Source organism: Aliikangiella coralliicola (genome assembly GCF_007004725.1).
GTDB lineage: Bacteria > Pseudomonadota > Gammaproteobacteria > Enterobacterales > Kangiellaceae > Aliikangiella > Aliikangiella coralliicola.
Genome location: NZ_ML660166.1, coordinates 262608 through 283091 on the forward strand (window position 1 = coordinate 262608; position 20484 = coordinate 283091).

A 20484-nucleotide genomic window follows, 5' to 3' on the forward strand; every position below is an offset into this window, starting at 1 on the left:
AATAAAAAATTAGTTTTTCAGAAAAATATGATCCGTAACCAGCAGAACAACTTTGATCAGCAGTATTAGAATATTTATTTTATCAATAAAACTTAAATCAATAATTGAGATAATGCAAAGTTTTTTGAGGAAACTTCAGGATCTCAATCGTTAATGAAGAGAAAAGTCTTATAGCAAGTGCGTTCTGATTTTTGAATAACAATCTTCAGTACGCTTAAAATGATGACCACTCATCCCAAGCTTTTCAGACGCTTTAATATTTGGCAAACTGTCATCGATAAAAAAGGTTTCTGACGGTAATAACTTATAACGATTGAGAAGTATTTCGAAAATTTTGGTGTCAGGTTTCATACATTTCTCGTGTCCAGAAATGACAATTCCTGAGAACAAACTAAAAAACTTTTGTTCCTTGACAAAATCATAAGTTTCTACTGACATATTCGATAAACAATACATCGCTATTTTAGCTTTGTGGAAATCATTCATTAATTCAATCGACTGAGCGATAGGTAGCAACGAACGCTTAGCAGTTAACAACGCCTGTTCGACGATATTAGTTTCAAGATTTGTCGCTTTGGAAACTCTGGTCACGACGGACTGTTCAGACATAATTCCGTGATCCATGTCTAACCAGTCCTGGTGCTCGAAAAGTCGATTTTTCAATAACTCTCGATCGACCTGGCTAACATTGAGCGAATCAAGAATTTTATTCGTATTCCAGTCGAGCACGACGTTGCCCAAATCAAACACAACTTTCATTTTATCTCTCTATCTAAAGATTCATAGTGCGCTACTTTAAATTCTAGCATCGAAAAAAAATAATAACAGAGCGGATAAGAGCAACAACCAAACATATCTCGATTTTTATTTTAATAATGTTGTAGTTGTTAAGAAAAATCAGAATATATTGGTTCTCTCTATCCTTAAAACTCAATATATCCTTCATTAAATGAACTTCAAATAAATTTTGGGCAGTATTGATTAAACATTTAATCGCCCACGTCTAAATGTTTTCGAGCTGTTCTTTAGTCAATAAAAACACGCCATGCCCACCTCTTTCAAATTCAAGCCAAGTGAAGCCAAGTGTTGGGTATAAGTGCTCCAGGGCTGCCGCACTATTACCCACTTCAACAACGAGAATACCATCCTTTTCGAGGTAAGCATTGGCCTGCTTTAACAGCCGATGGGTTAAATCTAATCCATCAACGCCTGAAACCAAACCTAGCTTCGGCTCAGCTAAGAATTCCTCTGGAATTTCGTCAAAGTCTTCTTCATCGACGTAAGGCGGGTTCGATACAATAATATCGTATCTCTTTTGTGGAATTTGATCGAACAAGTCAGATTGATAAAAAGAAACATTTTCTTGTTGTAACTTCTCTCGATTAATTTCAGCCACGTCAATGCAATCAACAGAAATATCTCCCCCGTCAACGACGGCATGGGGAAAATACTGCCCACAAGCGATTGCAATGCAGCCACTACCGGTACATAGATCAAGGATATTGTTAACACGATTAGCGTCGATCCACGGCTGAAATTGGCCTTCAATTAACTCAGCAATTGGAGAACGTGGCACCAGCACTCTTTCATCGACATAATATTCACTACCGCAAAAATTAGCTTTATTGGTCAGGTATGCCAGTGGAATTTTCTCGTTAATTCTACGGCCGATTCGCTCCACTAACATCTGTTTTTCAGATTTCGTTAAACGACATTGTAAAATAGTATCGGGGGTATCATCGGGCAAACTCAAACTCTGCAAAACGAGCGCGACCGCTTCATCCCAGGGATTATCCGTACCATGGCCATAAAAAAGTGCATATTCATCGAAACGAGAATACCCCCAGCGAATAACATCCTGAATTGAGCTCAAATCTTGTATCGCTTCATCAAGTATGCTCTGTTTAATTTCAGCTGTGTTTTCTTGCGTGCTATTTAGGGTCATTGATATTACTCAGTTGTTTTTTAATAACTAGCAGCATTTTTATCACCAGCATTATTTCGGCTGCCTGGACGATTGTCTTCACTCTCACACGGTTGATCGAGTGCAGACAGCATTCGATTCCTGACCTTACTAACCAGAGCGCGACGCTCCTCAACAGAAAACTCAGCGGCGTCAATTGGCTTGCAAACTTCAACAGAAATTTCTTGTCCCAGATAAAGCGTTAGATCATCACCAGCCTGAACTTTATGGATATCCTTGATCACCATAGGAACAATTAACGCCTCAGTATCTAACGCTAAATGAAAGCCGCCTCGTTTAAATTTAGCCAACTTGCCATCTTTAGAGCGAGTTCCTTCCGGCGCTACCCACAAAATAATACCGTCCAGCATTTTCTGTCTGGCGATTTTCAAATCCATTCGTGATTGTTCGCGGTTATTTCTATCAACAGAAACAAATTCTCCCTTTCTTAGTGCAGTAGCAAAAACAGGGATCTTAAATAGTTCTTTTTTGGTCAGCATCCGCAGACTGGTATTGAGTGCAACGGCACTGATAGGAATATCGTAAAGGCTACTGTGATTGCACATCACAATGACCGGTCGTTGACCACTACTCGGCATGTTATCTAATCCGATCACATTGACCTTTACCTGAATAAGTCCTAATAGCTTTTCTGCCCACCGATACATGGTTTTATTAACATAAGTTCGAAAATCGCGTGATACAAAAGACCCTAGAATAACTTTCATGCTATACCAGAATGTAAACACGCCAGTCATAAATGCGATCCAACAAAATCTTAATTTACTCGCTTTTTTACCTGTCATACTAAACCTTAAAATTCAACAGCCTGTTGGCTGGTAATCTCACAATCTTCTTCACTCAAACAATAAAACTTAAACTCTCGGCAAGTAGCTATGGTTCACTTTTCCTACACCATTTTTATCAAATTCAATTTTAACAACCTGCGCAGTCTGGAACCCGTAAATTTCACAATCGGGGGAAAGATATTGACATAGCCGGGCGACAATCGGCATATGACTGACAACAATTAACTTTTCAAATTTGGCGGCAAGCAAAAAATCCCCAAGTAAATGAGGATCAGCAAAATGAACAAGTAAATCTTCCGTCTCAAAAGGTTTGTCTATTGCCAAACTTTGATGAACAATTTGTGCAGTTTCCTGAGTTCGTCGAAATGGACTGACTAGCATATTATCCGGCAGTTCGACTTCAGTTTTTATTAACTGCTCGGCGACATCGGCAGCCTGTGATTTTCCTACTGCTGAAAGAGCCCGATTAAAATCAGTATCAAACTCACTCTCAGCCAAGCCGTGTCGCATTATCCATAATGTTTTAAGCATAACAATTGCCCTTAAGCGGTTATTTTTTTAAACAACTAACTTTTTCGCAAAAGAATTAACTATCGCAAATTTTTCTTCGGTTAATCTTGGACCAAATTGAGTCACCAGCTGCGCTGAAGCAAAACTTGCCAGTTCTCCAGCTTGCTCCAATGTTAGCCCCTGTGTTACAGCATGTAAAAAGCTGCCAGCGAACAAATCTCCGGCACCGTTGGTATCAATAGCCTCTACCTTATTGCCTTCAATTTTTATGGTTTTATTTTGCTCGACGATGATTGCCCCTTCCGCCCCCAGGGTAATGACAACAGTTTTTGCCAATTTCGATAACGCATTTGCTGCATCTTCTATATTATCGCAACCGGAATATAAAGTGGCTTCGTCAAAATTACAAAACAAAATATCAACGCCGTCGCCAATGATGGCATCAAGACCATCTCGACAAAACTTCACCATATTGGGATCTGATAGTGAAAAAGCGGTTTTAACGCCGTTTTCTTGCGCATATTTCTTAGCTTTTAATACCGCCTCTAACGCAACCGGAGAACTTGAAAGATAACCTTCAACGTAAAGATATTCAGAATTTATTAGCGCTTCTTCATCAATTTGCTCGTACCCGATGTTGCCGGTAATACCAAGAAAAGTATTCATAGTACGATCAGCATCCTCGGTGATCATGACCAGACATTTACCGGTCTTTCCCTGTTCAAGTGATTCGTTAGAAAGGTTACTGTGAACACCATGAGCAAGCAAATCGTCTCGGTAAAATCGACCAGTTTCATCATCAGCCACTTTGCAAGAATAAAAACACTGTGACCCGAATGACTGCGCGCCGATAATCGTGTTAGCTGCAGATCCGCCACATGCACGAGAATGATGTTTCCCCTGAAAAGCTTGAAAAAGTGCTTCCTGACGATCTTCCTCAATCAACGTCATTACCCCTTTTTCAACCTCTAGCTCCACAAGTTCCTGAGGATTCGTTTCAATCTCAAAATCTACCAACGCGTTACCAATACCATATACCTGATATTTTTTTGCCATTTAATTCACCTGTGCCTATGTCACTTGCTTATGCTTTATGATCAAGCCTAATATCAAACTTGTAAGCAAACCTTGAGATATTTTTCATCGATGTCGTTAGCCGGCTTCATTCATCAATGTATGTCGTCAAAACTAGCATTCAATGCCAGCTTTCAATGCCATTGATAAAACCAAACAACGGGTCTGCTTTGCGCTTATCTACCAAGCCCCTGAAAGTTGGGGCATTTTAACAGATTGTTGTGGTAAAATTGCACCTACCATTCGTATTTTTCGTAAATTCCTTTCATGCAGGCATTATTTGTAGACAATCTTACTGTGATCGATTTCGCTTATTTTCACCCTGAGCGGGGTATTGTGGGTGAAAGTTTGATACTCGATGTAACGCTTTTCGGCGAGCTAAACGACGAAGGAATGCTGTTTGATTTCTCTTTTGTTAAAAAGCGAATAAAGTCATGCGTTGATAGCCTTGTTGACCACAAATTTCTGGTCGCTAAACAACAGGCTGAAATTGAAATAAGTGAATCACCTCAACATCTTAATATCACTTTAAAGAGCACCACCGGGGACTACTACGAGCACATCAGCCCACACGAAGCCGTTTATTTCGTTGATGCAGAATCTGTAACCCCAGAGACAATCTCAACCGCGATTAACAGCGAAATCATGGAAATACTCCCTGACAACGTCAAAAAACTTACACTAGGCCTGCGTGCAGAAGACATCCAAAAAGATTTTTATCATTACAGTCATGGGCTTAAGAAACATTTTGGCGACTGTCAACGGATCGCTCACGGTCATCGCTCAAAAATAGAAGTCTGGGAAAATGAGCACTACGCACCAGATTGGACGTCACATATTGCTGAAATCTGGCGAGACATCTACCTCGCGACTGAAGAAGACATACAAGATACGAAAATCATTAATGGTCAAAAGTATTACGTATTTCGATACCATGCTAACCAGGGTATGTTTCAACTGACCATTCCTCAAAATGACTGCCACATTATTCAGACAGATACGACCGTTGAATTAATTGCAGATTATCTGGCTAATTACCTGAAAGCTAAAAAACCGGACTCCAATTTTAAAGTCAAAGCCTACGAAGGTGTCGATAAAGGAGCGATTGTATCAGTTTAAGGGGTATTTTTTAGCAAGTAGGAGAAAAGACTATACCATCAGCATATTCTTGATTTGCCAGAATCTGTTTTTGCCAACACCTGGTTTTGCCAACATAAGTCCATATGGAATTATTTTCAGTGTACAAGTGTTAGCTGAAAATGTATGATGACAAGCCACATTGCCAGAAAATAACACAAGGTAACTTAAGTGGCTTCAATTCAAGCAGTTTCAAACGCGCGCGCCTCAGCGGCAAAAGCGCCTGCCTATAGCTCACGGGAAGAACTTCTCAATTCGCTGACTCATGGTATCGGCTTTATTGTTGCCATTATTGGACTGGTATATTTAATCTTAAGAGCCGAAGGTACTATCGCAGTAACTAGCGTCAGCATTTACGGCGGTACATTGATTTTGATGTTTCTCGCTTCAACGGTTTATCACTCTATCAGTAATCCCGAATGGAAAAGACGACTGAAGGTGCTGGACCACTCGGCCATTTACCTCTTGATCGCCGGCACTTATACTCCGATTCTTCTGGTTTCCATCACTGGTACACTGTCGATCGTCAGCATCGTTTTTATCTGGTCACTGGCGGTGTTTGGAGTTGGCTTTAAGTTATTCACCGGAACGCGTTTTCCAAAAATTTCCGTGGGTACTTATCTTGCCATGGGATGGTTTGCGATTGCCCTGATTTATCCTTTGACCCAGGCGATTCCCATGGGTGGATTATGGTTACTTTTGGCTGGCGGAATTCTCTTTAGTGTTGGCGTTCTTTTCTATGTCGCTAAACATAAAAAGTACACCCATGCGATATGGCATTTGTTTGTTTTAGGCGGTTGTATTTGCCACTTTTATACCGTTTATTATTTTGTCATTTAAGATTAAATTCAGGACAAATTATTTTCATTTATTTTCTATTTTCACTTGTTTTTTTAACTTTGGTTTCGCGCGCTCACTATTTTTTGTGAGACTGAAGTTAAAAAAATCTCCTTGTTATTAACAGTTATAAACACGAAATTCAGATCAAAAAAAACGTAAATTTTACCAAATAATATTAAACACGCCGTTAAATAATCTCAAACCCAGAAGATTTTTCAATTTCCTCAAAAAGCTAACAAATTTCTCGCTACGCTTTACGTTGGCGACAAAAACTTGCGGTAGGGAGGCGCCCTAATACCCAAAGAGAAATAAGAGGAATAATAATGAAAAACGTATACAAAATAAAAGCTGCGTCTGCTTTGATTTTTGCCTGCGTGTCATTCGGCGCGAGTTCGAATGATGACAGCGCAAATATCGCTCGGACTAATCCGAATCTGGCAGAACAAACCCTTCATGCACTCGAGCAAGAAAAATCAACGACCAATATTTATCGAGCTTATTTTCCAAATGAAGATATTGCCCGTAAAGCGTCGATAACATTTCATTCTCAATTGTTAGAGTCGAATATAGAAAGCGGTTTTTTAATTCTGCAACTCTCCGCAGAAGATATAGAAAGACTCAACGCTTTTGGATTTAAAATGAAGCCTGCGCCAGAATTTATAAAGCGCCGAAATCAGCGTTTGGAAAATATTCAGCAGCAACTGATGCGCAACCGAACGAATCAGTCTAATACCTTATCTCCTGATAATTCCATTCAAGCAATCCCGGGATATCCCTGTTATGAGACAGTGGAAGAAACTTTTACCGCTGCAGAAGGAATCGTGAGCGCTAACCCAACTTTCGCGCAGTTAATTGATATTGGCGATTCCTGGGAAAAATCTCAAAGTTCTGGTGGTTATGATCTTCGCGTGTTGAAACTAACCAACTCTAATGTGAGTGGAGATAAGCCGAAACTCTTTATTAACAGTGCCATTCATGCACGAGAGTATACGACTGCGCCGCTAAACCTGGCATTTGCACGTTGGCTGGTTGATGGTTATGGCACGAATGCCGATGCGACCTGGATAATGGATCATCATGAAGTCCACCTGTTGCTACAGGCCAATCCTGACGGCAGAAAAAAGGCAGAAACCGGGCTATCCTGGCGTAAAAATACCAACCAGAATTATTGTGGTGCGACCTCAAACAGCCGTGGCACTGACCTGAACAGAAATTTTTCTTCACGCTGGAATATCACCAACGGACAAGGTTCTAGTGGCAATCAATGTAGCTCGACTTTCCGTGGCCCGTCAGCGGCATCCGAGCCGGAAACCCAGGCAATGGAAAGTTATGTTCGCTCCATTTTTCCAGACCGCAGAGGACCCAATGATAGTGACGCCGCGCCTTCTGATACCAGCGGTATTCATCTGGATATTCACAGTTATAGTGAATTAGTGCTCTGGCCATGGGGTGATAAAAGTTCAGCGGCGCCGAACGGCACAGCTTTACAAACCCTCGGAAGACGCTTTGCTTATTTCAATGGTTATTACCCGCAGCAATCAATCGGACTTTATCCAACCGACGGCACCACCGACAATATTAGCTATGGCGAACTCGGTGTACCGGCCTACACTTTCGAACTGGGTACCAGCTTTTTCCAAAGTTGCTCAGTCTACGAAAATAATATCCTGCCGGGCAATCTGCCGGCATTAGTTTACGCAGCCAAAGTTGTGCGAGCCCCCTATGTTACACCGTCAGGACCTAGTACCACAGGCATCACCATTAACGGCAGTAGCAATTCAGGGACCATTCCTCCGGGCTCTACCGGAACGCTAGCGGCAACGGCAACTGATACCCAGTTTAGTACCAGAAATGGCTCTGAATCGACTCAAAATATCACCGCTGCAGAATATTACATTGACACTCCCCCCTGGGTTAGCGGCGCTTCTGCCAACGCTCTTTCAGCAGCAGACGGTAATTTTAACAGCACTTCTGAAGGCATTACCGCCACAATTAATACTTCCGGGTTAAGCGAAGGTCAACACATCGTTTACCTCCGCTCAAGAGATGCAAGCGGTACCTGGGGACCAGTATCGGCAATTTTTCTTGTTGTATCCGGCGATGTGCCACCTGACGATAGCAAGCTGGAAAACGGGGTAGCCAAGTCTAATCTGTCCGGTGCAAGCGGCTCTGAAACATTCTTCTACCTTGAAGTGCCAGCAGAAGCTAATACTTTAAATTTCGTCTTGTCTGGCGGCAGTGGCGATGCAGATCTCTATGTTCGATATGGTAGCAAACCAACCACGGGTACCTGGGACTGCCGTCCTTATCGAAATGGCAACGAAGAAACCTGTACAATTACCAACATTCAGGCTGGCACCTACCATGTAATGCTTCGAGGATATCGAGCCTACAGCGGAACAAGCGTGACGGGAACCTATACGATTGGTTCAGGCGGTGAAGATTTTGAAAATACCACCAACGTCAACATTCCAGATAACAATTCCACCGGCGTAACCAGCTCAATCAGTGTCGATCGTAGCGGCGCATCAGGAACGGTTTCAGTCGAAGTTGAAATTGTGCATACCTACATCGGCGACTTAAAAGTCGATTTGATTGCCCCAGACGGGTCTAGCTACTCCCTGCATAATCGGACTGGCGGCTCTTCAAATAATATCAATCAAACCTACACAGCCAATGTTGGCTCTGTGGATTCGTTGGGCACCTGGCAACTTAAAGTGAGCGACCATGCTCGAATTGACACGGGATATATTGATCGTTGGAAAATCATTTTTCCTTAGCCGTTAGATTTTAGCGTTAGATTTTGGCGTTAAATCCTAGCGTTAATTTCTTGCATTAACCTCTAAAAAGGCTCGTCAATTGACGAGCCTTTTTAGTGAAAAGTTCTTCAGTAACACTCGCTAACTCGCCTAATTAAAAGCAACCATTAGCTTTTAGAAATTATCACTTTATTACCAACATTTTCGCTCCATCACTGCTCCACTTCGCATTCAGGTCAAGGCCAGAAAAATCTCTAAACGCGTAAACACCGATATACCAGGTACCCGCTTGTGGATTAACGAAACTACAACTCTCATTGTTACCGTTCAGATACGGGCGACAGTAATAATACTGAGCACTGGGGTAAGCACCATACCGAACATAAAGGTCACTATCACCTGATCCATTTAAGAGACTGATATCAAATTTGGACGTACCAAATGGAATATCAATCGGAAAGTATCGCCACTCTCCTTGCAGCCCCGCCATATCCGACACAAAGTAGCTTCCTCCCCCTTTTGCTTTTGTATAGGCGCCTTTCAGGGTCACGTTTTCGAATGATTGATAACCGACAAGATGGATAAAGTAACGACCTGCTTTCGGCTTTTGAATGGTGCAAACTTCACTATTACCATTTATCCATGGCCTGCAATCAAACTCAGTTAACGTTGGCGCTTCACCAAAGCGAACATAAAGATCGGCATCGCCGGTTCCGCCGCTAACCGTTACAACTAATTCATCCATAAGCGCCGGTACGTCTAACAAATATTGGATAGTTTCACCTTGTGTTGCACTTAACGAATTTAAAGGCTCGTTGTTAGTGAGAATATTATCTGTACTGGAATCAAGCGAGTAAGTCGCGACAAGGTCAACGTACTCAAAAGATCGCTCTGAAGGTTCCAGCGTGACGTACCAGATGCCCGCTTGCGGGTTTTGAATTTCGATATATTCTTCATTAGCGCTATTCGTTGAGCGATAATCTGAGTCACTATTGCTGGGCTGGCGACCATGACTCACAAACAAATCCATTAACCCGCCCTGCTTTCCTTCAAAATTTGAGGTTCGAATTTCCAGTTTTTTCGCTCCTTGCGGAACATCAATATGGTAAATTTGCGAACCTTTTGAGCGCAAATCTTTGCGAGGTTTTCCGTTAATCAACCCCCAGCGAGAATCACCATTACAATTCACATGCGAACCATCTGCAACCGGATTAATCACCAGGTTATCGCTACCGATTTTATTTGACAAAAACTCTAGCGACTCACACGAGTACACATCAACAAAATTACCAGAAATATCGATAGAACTAATTAAGGGTAAAAAACTCCATTCTCCAGGAATGACATCAAGTTGATTATGAGTTGCCTTAAGTGATTTTAAACGATTCGGTAACTTTTCCAGGATCTCAATATTTTCATTAGAAACGTCCAGATTTTCTAAATATCTGAAATTTTCAATTCCTGACAAAGAAGAAATTTTTCCCTCTCCCGGCGTCTTGATTGAAGTCACATTAAGCGCTTCGATACTATTGATTTCACCGTCACCATCAGTATCAAATTGGCTGACTAGAAAACGCTTAAATTCGGTGTCAGTAAAAGAGAGTTTTTTAGCGCCGTATTGTGACGCGACATTGAGTTGATCGCCGCCGCTAATATAACTTCTCTGGCCGGCTATATTAACAAAAGCTTGATAATCACTTTTTGGTTCAATGGTTCGCTGACCATTTTTGGAGTAAGCATAGAGGTCGTAATGCATCACAGACATAAAATCATATTCGCCGTAATCAGTGGTTGCATGTTTGGAAAAATTATAAGCCATACCATCTTTAACATTATCGAGATGGATATCAACAAATTGGTCGCGATCACTCCGTTGTTGCTCATGCCACATTCCTAAACTGTGTCCTAACTCGTGAACAATGACATAAAGCGAGCCCCAATTAACCATTGATAAGATTTGTTTACCACCAACCATACCAACCGTCGCATAATTGCGGGAATCATTTTGTACGTAGATATAGTTTGGTTGATCAGTTCGTTCAATGAACTCGAGTTTAGCAATACTACTCCAGATTTCAGTTGCCTCGATGAAACGCTGACGGTTTTCAGCAATCACCTGATCATCAAATTGATAATAAACTTTTCCATCACTCCACTGACTTTTTGAAATATCAAATTTATTGATATGATATTTCGATGCCCGATTTTTATACTGCTTATTATCCGTACTTTCGATTTTACGACTGTCGTTATCACTATTAACCAGTAACAACATATCGCCTGAACGAATATAAGTTTTTCCATCGAGGTGAAAGAGATTATCGGGGGCAATTGAAAATATTTTTTCACCAAGTAATTTATTTTTTGAGGACAATTTTTCTACAGACGATGTTGAAACAATCTCTGACGAATTCTTCGCACTTATCAATCCAGTGGCTAAAAATCCAACACATGTCAGAGCGATGCAAGCGCTCGCTTTTTTCATTAGAAATTCCTTAGTTTTTTTGCTGATAAATAGACCAACTACAGAAAAAGTTGGGTGGTATTTGCGGGCCGAGAGTCTATCGATTTTTAATGACAAAGTCGTGAATTTTTTTAAAACATTTGATCTTAATCAAAATGAACAAGAACAAAAAACAAAAAAATCTCTCGGTTGAATTGAAAAATAAAATAAACCAAACAACTTGGATTTTTTTGTAATTTTCAGAGGTGCTTTTATGTTTAGCTTTCGCAATAAATCGCACAACTATTTAGTAAAAAAATGAATAGGAATTAATCAATTTTTTCATCAATACATTTGGCTTAGTTTATTCATTAATCGTATCAATCAATCGTTTAAGTCAAATCATTTTAAAACCAGGGATCGCGAATCTTTGGTCAATCTTCAACCAGGCGATATGCTAGACCATTTTATTATATGATAATTTTGTACTTGACTAATTCAATACCAAACTGTACTTTATTGCTTATGCAATAATAATTTTTTGATTAATTTTTGGTAAAATTTAAACAAAAATCTAAACTATGCAGTAACAAGCAAAACAACGATAAACCAACAGTAATCAACCAAACAGTAACGCAACATTGAAAATTTAGGTTAACAATTATGCAGGAACACGACTCAAAACCATTGCCCGACTTTATCGAATATTCTCCAGAGGAAATGGAACAACGATCTGAAGAGTTTTATAACGAGATTAAGCGACGACACACGGTTCGAATGTTTTCGGACCGTCCGGTAGATAGAAAAATTATCGAAAACTGCTTGAAAGCTGCGGGTACTGCACCGAGTGGCGCCAATCACCAACCTTGGCATTTTGCCGTCATTAGTAACCCGGAAGTTAAAACTGCAATTCGCGATGCCGCAGAAAAAGAAGAACGTGCATTTTACGAAGGCAGAGCCGGGGAAGAATGGCTGGATGCGCTGTCACCTTTAGGTACCGACGATCACAAACCTTACCTAGAAAAAGCCCCCTGGCTAATCGCTATTTTTGCGCAACAACGTGGTGGAGTGACCGTTGAAGAAGAGCGTAAAAATTACTACGTTAGAGAGTCTGTCGGCATCGCTACCGGGTTCTTGATTAACGCCTTACATCACTCTGGCTTAACCACTTTAACTCACACTCCAAAACCAATGACTTTTTTGAATGAAATATGCCAACGGCCTAAAACAGAAAAAGCTTACATTCTGTTAGTTGTTGGTTATCCATCGGATGACGCAACCATACCGGATCATGCGACAATCAAAAAGCCGCTAGAAGATATTTGCAGCTTTATCTAGTGTAGAATTCGGTTAAGTTTGAAACAAATGAATCGGTGAGTGGTTCTTTATCTGTCGCGGTGTCGCAAAACATGATAAAAAATCTCTCACCCAAATAAAAATGAAGTACTTCGACAAGACCCTTTACTTTTATCCCAAGTTCAGGCTATTTCGTCATCAAAACGCCTTTCTAAAATACAAAACGCATTTATAAAATAAAAACATCTATTTATTACTTTTTTTCCACCAGCGAATAATTTCTCTTTGATCAGCGGTGATTGTTTCTTTGTTAGAAAGTTTACTCTGGGCATGTCCAGCAAGCATTGATTCTGTTTTGTCTTCGAGTTTCGCCAACAACTCCATCAAAGTTAATTTCTCATCTTCTTCAAGTACCGATTCTAACTCCCTGGTCCGCTCATTTATCTCATGGCATAGCCTTTGGTACACGCTTTTGCCCTTTTCTGTTAGCACCAGGTATTTGACTTTTTTGTTTGCGTCATTTGGCGCTGAATCGATCATCTCTAACGAACGCAAAGTTTTTACTGCTCGACTAACCGTATATGAGTCCAGGCGAGATTGATAAGCGATATCAGCGGCTTTTATTGGCATATAAGAACCAATGTTTAAAATTGTGCGTAACTCACGTGGCTCTAATTCAATAATGTCGCGTATAGCAACGTCACGATTTAATTGAAGTAAATTACTCACAACCGCGATTTGAAATGGCAAATGATCATATAAATCCAACGGTTTTTCCAATTGTTCGGTTAATTCAAACGCTTGCTTTCTCTTTCGTGTAATTCGATATTTATGCATCGTAGTGTTCCGTGATTCAAATGTGATTATTATTGGTTACCGATTGTTTAGTGAAACATGTATTGCTAAACGCTTATTACTTTTGATTGCTTGAAAAATGCTTATGAACTACATGACAGCATAGAACATCCTGCCTTAAAACGCGCCCATTCAGGTCTTTTTTTATTATAGTCTTCATATTCCGGCTGCTCATCATAAGGATTCTGCATTATCGTGAGTAATTTTTCCACTTCAGAAAAGTCGCCCTTAGTTGCTTTATCAATTGCAACCTGAGTAAGATAATTTCGCAGCACATACTTTGGATTGACAGCGTTCATGATCGCTCGACGTGATTCGTCATCCAGATTTTGCTGTTGTATTCTCTCGAAATATTTTTTTAACCAGTTAATAACTTTTTTGCGAGTCGACTCGTCAAGAGCCGTGAGATTATAATAAGCAGGCTCTACTGTTTGAAATAATTCTTCGTCGGTATAGTTTTTAGTCGATTTAAATTGGCTTAACAAACGAAAAAATATCGTCATATCGGTTTCTGCTAAACACAAAATTTCAAACAGTTCGCTAATTAACTTCTGGTCACTATCACCTTGATGATTTTCCCAACCTAATTTGCCCGCATACATTTTTTGAGATTTTTCTTCATAATAACTGGCAAACTGATTGATAGACTTCTCTAAATTTTCGGTTCGCTCTATGATCAAAGCAATTGCGTTAGCAAACTGGTAAAGATTCCACTGAGCTACTTTCGGCTGATTACCAAAGGAATAACGACGACCTTCTGAATCAGTCGTATTGGGCGTCCAATGGGGATCATATCCCTCAAGCCAGCCGTACGGGCCATAATCAATCGTTAAACCCAGCACAGAAATATTATCGGTATTCATCACCCCGTGAACGAATCCAACCCTCATCCAGTGCACGACCATATCAGCGGTTCGACGACAAACTTCATCAAACCACTGCTCGTAAACCTCAATGCAAGGCTCTCCCAAGTGAGGAAAATCATGACGAATGGTGAAATCAATGAGCTGTTTTAAAATCGTTCGTTCTTGCCTGGCGGCCAATAACTGGTAATTTCCCAGTCGAAGAAATGAAGGAGCAACTCGGCAAACAACTGCCCCCGGCTCCAGTTCAGGATGACCATCGTAAAACATATCGCGCATCACTTTTTCGCCAGTCAAAATAATACTGAGTGCTCGCGTTGTTGGAACTCCCAGGTGATGCATCGCTTCGCTACATAGAAACTCTCTAATTGATGAACGTAACACAGCCAAACCATCAGCTGTCCTGGAATAAGGTGTGAGACCGGCGCCTTTAAGTTGAAGCGTCTGATTACAACCATCAACATCAACGACTTCACCTAGATTAATCGCTCGGCCATCGCCAAGTTGCCCTGCCCAGTGTCCAAACTGGTGTCCACCATAGCACATGGCGAATGGCTGCATGCCGTCAATCACTCGGTTACCGACAAAGGTTTCCGCAAACCAGCGGCTTCGCGTATCTTTTTCAGTCAATCCTATCAGTGACGCCACTTCTGAAGAGACTCCTACGACGGTAGGTTCTGCAACCTTTGTCGGTTCAACCAACGAGTAACAGGCGCCAAAAACCTGCCTTGGGGTAGAACTCTTATCTGAGTCTGCCGGCAACTGTTCAACAAATCGATTGTTAAATTTTAATGGTATATTCATCAAGGTTAGTGTTTTAAAGGTCCATTGCTCAAATAGTTGTTGGTTAACGATAGATTACCAAATAACTACTCATTGCATAATAACTACTCAATGACGCCCAATCGTTTCATTCGTCTTTGCATCGCTTCAACATAACGCCGCGGGGACTCTGGATCAAGATTAAAATAAAGTGAAGGTTCAATAAGTTCTGCTTCCATTAGCGCAAAACAACTGTTGGTAGCATCTGAATTATCTCTTACAAAATCCAATCTCGCATAGAGTAACGATTGACCGACAACATCTAAAACTCGTTCTGCATGTCGCTTGAGCGCAGCTTCAGGTTCAACTTTTTTCAGTAGCCCCCCAAACTCTTCCTGCACTCTGAAATCATTTGTCTTTGGCTTTTTCAAAACCGTGTGACTGTACTCGCCATCAAAATAAAAAATAGAAAACTCGCCCTCGTCGATAATTGCCTGACTAAACGACTGAATCATACAACTTCTTTGTTGAAATGCGTCCACGAGTGCCGAAGACTTCTCGATTGCCTGCGAAGGCGTTAATCGAAAAGTATTAAAAGCACCGGCGCTAATGCAGGGTTTGATAACAATTTCTTCCGCTTGCAATTGTTCAAAAAAATCATTGATTTCATTCTCGTCGATTGAGTCACGCCAAAGTGTTGGCAGAATTTGAATGCCTTTTGATTCGAGATCTCGAAGGTATTTTTTATCGATATTCCAACGGACGATATCTAACGGGTTATCCAGATGCGCAGAAGAGTTTTCGATCTGTTGAAGCGTTTCGATGAACTTATCTGAATTGAGTTGGTAATCCCAAGTTGAACGAATCATGACCAGGTTATATTGATCCCAGTCGACACCTTGTTGTTGCCAGGAAACCGTTTCAAATTCCCAATTGGCTTTTTTCAAAGGCGCATGGAGCAAATCGTCATAGACCATGTGTCCTTCGAGATTATCCATAGAAAGAATTGCGCATTTGTTCATGGCGTTACTCTTTTTCCATTTGCTTTAAAGGCGAATTTGCGAAATTGACGCAACAAAAAAACGGACCATAAGCCCGTTTTTTTAGCGGTAGATTAACCGACCCATACTCTCACATTTCTAAACATTCGAGTCCAGGGTCCGTCTTCACCCCACTCAGTTGGTGCGTATGAGTTTTGCACCGTTCGAGCCACACGTTCTGGGTGCGGCATCATTACTGTCACCCGACCATCAGTTGTGGTTAGTGCAGTAATTCCGTGCAAAGAGCCATTCGGATTACTTGGGTATTGAGTGGCAACCTGCCCATAGTTATCGATAAAGCGCGCCGCCACCATACCAGAATTGTTTGCCGCATGAGCCGCTTCGTCACTTTCGTACTCAGCCCTTCCTTCACCGTGGGATACAGCAATTGGAATTCGCGAACCTTCCATTCCCTGAAGAAATATTGACGGGCTCTTAGCCACTTCAACCATCGAAAAACGCGCTTCAAATTGCTCAGAAATGTTTCTGACAAAGTGTGGCCAGTGATCGGTCCCCGGAATAATCGACCGCAGATTTGATAACATTTGACAGCCATTGCATATCCCTAGCGTAAATGTATCTTTTCTTTCAAAGAAAGCTTTAAACTGCGACTTTAACTGGCTGTTAAACAAAATTGATTTCGCCCAACCTTCGCCCGCACCTAAAACATCACCATAAGAAAAACCACCGCAAGCAACCAATCCAACAAAATCATCGAGACTCACTCTTTTCGCATGTAAATCGCTCATGTGAACATCAATAGCATTAAAGCCCGCTTTAATAAACGCCGCTGCCATTTCCAAATGACTGTTGACACCCTGCTCACGCAAAATAGCAACTTTCGGTTTGTGTTCGACGTCTAAAAATTCGGCGGCGACATCTTCTGCCGGATCAAAAGTCAGGTGCGGTACAATGCCAGGGTTGCCGCTATCCAAACGCAGATTTTTTTCTTCCAGCGCACACTTTGGATTATCTCTTAGTGCTTGCATCTGGTAAGTGGTTTCTGACCAGATTGAACGTAGTTCGGTTAACTCACGGTTAAGCCACTCAGCGCCTGAGTGAGAAACTTTAACGACCATTTCCTTAGTGACAGTTCCGATCACGTGAGAAACATCGCCTAATTCAAATTGCGTCAGTGTTTGCATCACTTTCTTGCAATGCTTTTCCGCAACCTGAATAACACATCCTAATTCTTCGTTAAACAACACGTTAAATGCTTCACTGGAAAGAGTACCTAGATCAACATCAACACCGCAGTGGCCCGCAAATGCCATTTCAACAAGTGTTGTAATTAAACCGCCATCAGAACGATCATGATAAGCCTGCAATTGGCCTTCTGAATTTAAGTGCTGAATTGCCTGGAAGAAATGTTTGAAACTTTCCGCAGACTCAACATCCGCACACTCATCGCCAAGTTGATTGAAAACTTGCGACAAAGCTGTTGCACCGAGACGGTTTTTACCATGGCCAAGATCAATTAAGATCAACCGGCTGTCGCCATCTTGATTGAGTTGAGGTGTGAGTGATTTACGCACATCAGTAACAGGGGCAAACGCTGTGACTATCAACGATAACGGCGCAGTCACATTCTTTTCTTGTACTACGCCGTCATTTTCTTCCTGCCACACAGTGCGCATTGACATGGAGTCTTTACCAACCGGAATGGCTATCCCCAATTTAGGGCATAAATCCATGCCGACCGCTTCAACCGCCTCAAATAAACCTGCGTCTTCACCACTAGCGCCACACGCCGCCATCCAGTTCGCAGATAAACGAATTTTACTAATATCTTCAATTTTTGCCGCGGCAATATTGGTGATAGATTCTGCAACAGCCATTCTCGCAGAAGCGCCATAGTTTAAATTAGCTGCGGGGGTTCTCTCACCCATAGCCATTGCTTCACCACAATTTGCAGACAAACTTGACGTAGTAACCGCACAATCGGCAACAGGAACTTGCCATGGACCAACCATCTGATCTCGGTGGGATAATCCACCCACGGTTCGATCGCCAATTGTAATCAAGAAAGTTTTATCGGCAACAGTAGGCAAACTCAAAACTCGATTAAGTGCTTCATCTAATGTCGCTTCAATCTGAACTTTGCTTTTCACAACCTGGGCAGACTCAACAGTGCGGTGCATCTTCGGCGGCTTACCAAATAAGACATCCATCGGTAGATCTACCGGCTTATTATCGAAATGTTCATCGCTTAGGGTTAAATGTTCTGCCTCAGTCGCCTCGCCCAATACTGCAAACGGGCAACGCTCTCTTTCGCAAATTTCACTGAACTCGGTTAACTTTTCAGGCGCAACCGCCATCACATATCTTTCTTGAGACTCATTGCACCAGACTTCAACCGGGCTCATTCCCGGCTCATCATTTGGTACACGACGTAACTCGAACGAGCCGCCTCGCCCACCATCATGGACTAACTCAGGAACAGCATTTGACAATCCACCGGCACCAATATCATGAATAAATTCGATTGGATTGTTCTCGCCCATCGACCAGCAACGATCAATAACTTCCTGACAACGACGCTCCATTTCCGGGTTATCCCGTTGCACAGAAGCAAAATCTAAATTCTCGTCACTGGTGCCAGAAGCCATTGACGAAGCAGCACCGCCGCCAAGACCAATTAACATTGCCGGTCCACCGAGGACAATCACATGGTATCCAGGCTTGATTTCCGCTTTCTGAATATGCTGCTCGCGAATATTCCCCATACCGCCAGCAATCATTATTGGCTTGTGGTAACCGCGCACTTGTTCACCAAAATCAAACTCGATATTTTGCTGATAGGTACGGAAATAACCGCAAAGGTTCGGCCGCCCAAATTCATTATTGAATGCCGCGCCGCCGAGTGGTCCTTCAATCATAATATCTAGCGCAGATACAATACGGCTCGGTTTTCCGTAATGCTTTTCCCATGGTTGGGCGAATCCGGGGATTTCCAGGTTAGAAACACTAAACCCATTTAAACCAGCTTTTGGCTTACCACCACGGCCAGTCGCGCCTTCATCTCGAATTTCGCCACCAGAGCCGGTCGAAGCGCCGGGAAACGGAGAAATTGCGGTTGGATGATTGTGTGTTTCAACTTTCATTAAAATATGGATAGGTTCCAGATGATAACGATATTCACCTGAATCGGCTTCAGACCACAGACGCGGTTGCTCGTGGCCTTCAATAACTGCAGCATTGTCACTGTATGCTGACAACACGCCATCTGGCGAGACTTTGTGTGTATTTCTGATCATGGCAAACAGTGAAGTGTCTTTATCTTCACCGTCAATCGTCCAGCTGGCATTAAATATTTTGTGCCGGCAATGCTCAGAATTCGCCTGAGCAAACATCATCAGTTCAACATCTGTCGGGTTACGCTGTAATTCTACAAAGCGCTCCACCAGGTAATCAATTTCATCGTCGGCCAATGCCAGACCGAGTGATTGGTTGGCATCAACCAGGGCTTCTCGACCGCCTGTGAGCACATCAACCTGGGTGAGTGGTTTGGGAGATTCATGTTGAAATAGCACTTCAGCCGCCTGAAGTTTATCAAACACGCTTTCCATCATGCGGTCATGTAACAAAGGGAGCAATTGTTGAAGAGCACTATCGTCTAGATCTCGACCTTCATTATCCTGGCAGTACCAGCTGACTCCCCTCTCCAGGCGAATGATCTCACTTAAACCGCAGTTATGTGCGATGTCAGTCGCTTTAGACGACCAGGGTGAAATTGTTCCCTGACGCGGTGTCACCAATACGAATGCGCCCTTGGTTTCCTTAACCAGTTTGCGCGAACCGTAGGTTAATAATTTTTTCAGTGTGTCGAGTTTAGCCTCGGATAACTCAGATTGTAAGTCAGCAAAATGGACATATTCAGCATAGATTTGTCCAAGATTTGCGACTAGTTTTTTTCCTTCGTTGAGTAATTTCTGTGTTCTGAACTGCGATAAAGCGGGTGCACCACGGAGAATAAGCATACTGATTTGACTCAAAATGTGGGTTGTAAATCAAGGCGCAATAATACGCTAATTTGAATCAATTATGTACCCAATTTCACCGATTGTTTACTAGAAATTTCGTTCTAATGAGCTCGAAGTCTTCAAAAATAGACCAATCGACGAATAACCGAC

14 protein-coding genes are annotated in these 20484 nt (G+C 41.9%); 4 read left to right on the forward strand and 10 right to left on the reverse strand.

The features are described from left to right. Nucleotides 1–168: 168 nt before the first annotated feature. From FLL46_RS16625 to FLL46_RS16645, 5 genes are all read right to left on the reverse strand, one after another. A complete protein-coding gene (locus FLL46_RS16625; protein WP_142932457.1) occupies nt 169–759 on the reverse strand; it encodes an HAD family hydrolase in 591 nt (196 codons plus the stop codon). Nucleotides 760–1003: 244 nt separating this feature from the next. After that, complete coding sequence (prmB, locus tag FLL46_RS16630) at nt 1004–1945, reverse strand: 50S ribosomal protein L3 N(5)-glutamine methyltransferase (protein WP_246119336.1); 942 nt, start codon at nt 1943–1945, stop codon at nt 1004–1006. A gap of 20 nt (nt 1946–1965) precedes the next feature. Next, nucleotides 1966–2769 (reverse strand): lysophospholipid acyltransferase family protein, encoded by an 804-nt coding sequence (locus FLL46_RS16635; RefSeq protein ID WP_142932458.1) that lies wholly within the window; start codon nt 2767–2769, stop codon nt 1966–1968. Between the two features lie 69 nt (nt 2770–2838). Beyond that, a complete protein-coding gene (sixA, locus tag FLL46_RS16640) occupies nt 2839–3303 on the reverse strand; it encodes a phosphohistidine phosphatase SixA (protein ID WP_142932459.1) in 465 nt (154 codons plus the stop codon). 27 nt (nt 3304–3330) lie between these two features. After that, entirely contained in the window at nt 3331–4338 is a 1008-nt protein-coding gene (locus tag FLL46_RS16645) for an adenosine kinase (protein WP_142932460.1), read from the reverse strand. Between the two features lie 285 nt (nt 4339–4623). Here FLL46_RS16645 and FLL46_RS16650 point away from each other — a divergent pair, with 285 nt between their 5' ends. The 3 genes from FLL46_RS16650 (at nt 4624) to FLL46_RS16660 (ending at nt 9113) form a co-directional block, all read left to right on the forward strand. Further along, nucleotides 4624–5475, forward strand: coding sequence for a 6-carboxytetrahydropterin synthase (locus tag FLL46_RS16650; protein WP_142932461.1), 852 nt, complete (start codon nt 4624–4626; stop codon nt 5473–5475). A 189-nt stretch (nt 5476–5664) separates the two neighbouring features. Beyond that, nucleotides 5665–6333 (forward strand): PAQR family membrane homeostasis protein TrhA, encoded by a 669-nt coding sequence (gene trhA / locus FLL46_RS16655; RefSeq protein WP_246119337.1) that lies wholly within the window; start codon nt 5665–5667, stop codon nt 6331–6333. Nucleotides 6334–6656: 323 nt separating this feature from the next. After that, entirely contained in the window at nt 6657–9113 is a 2457-nt protein-coding gene (locus FLL46_RS16660; protein WP_281281975.1) for a M14 family zinc carboxypeptidase, read from the forward strand. A 163-nt stretch (nt 9114–9276) separates the two neighbouring features. Here FLL46_RS16660 and FLL46_RS16665 read toward each other — a convergent pair whose 3' ends face one another. Next, the gene (locus FLL46_RS16665) at nt 9277–11577 is read right to left on the reverse strand and encodes a pre-peptidase C-terminal domain-containing protein (RefSeq protein ID WP_142932462.1); all 2301 of its coding nucleotides are present in this window, start codon (nt 11575–11577) and stop codon (nt 9277–9279) included. 621 nt (nt 11578–12198) lie between these two features. On the opposite strand from FLL46_RS16665, the gene FLL46_RS16670 reads away from it, so the two are divergent. Next, a complete protein-coding gene (locus FLL46_RS16670) occupies nt 12199–12873 on the forward strand; it encodes a nitroreductase family protein (protein WP_142932463.1) in 675 nt (224 codons plus the stop codon). Between the two features lie 204 nt (nt 12874–13077). On the opposite strand, the gene FLL46_RS16675 is transcribed toward FLL46_RS16670, so the two are convergent. The 4 genes from FLL46_RS16675 to purL form a co-directional block, all read right to left on the reverse strand. Further along, nucleotides 13078–13668 carry a MarR family winged helix-turn-helix transcriptional regulator gene (locus FLL46_RS16675; RefSeq protein ID WP_142932464.1) on the reverse strand — a complete coding sequence of 197 codons (591 nt, stop codon included), beginning with the start codon at nt 13666–13668 and terminating at the stop codon, nt 13078–13080. A gap of 101 nt (nt 13669–13769) precedes the next feature. Further along, on the reverse strand, nt 13770–15353 hold the full coding sequence (locus tag FLL46_RS16680) for a protein adenylyltransferase SelO (RefSeq protein WP_142932465.1): 1584 nt from the start codon (nt 15351–15353) through the stop codon (nt 13770–13772). An 83-nt stretch (nt 15354–15436) separates the two neighbouring features. Continuing rightward, nucleotides 15437–16333, reverse strand: a complete 897-nt coding sequence (locus FLL46_RS16685) for an ATP-grasp domain-containing protein (RefSeq protein WP_142932466.1) — start codon at nt 16331–16333, stop codon at nt 15437–15439. Nucleotides 16334–16425: 92 nt separating this feature from the next. Then, complete coding sequence (gene purL / locus FLL46_RS16690) at nt 16426–20331, reverse strand: phosphoribosylformylglycinamidine synthase (RefSeq protein ID WP_142932467.1); 3906 nt, start codon at nt 20329–20331, stop codon at nt 16426–16428. Between the last annotated feature and the right edge of the window lie 153 nt (nt 20332–20484).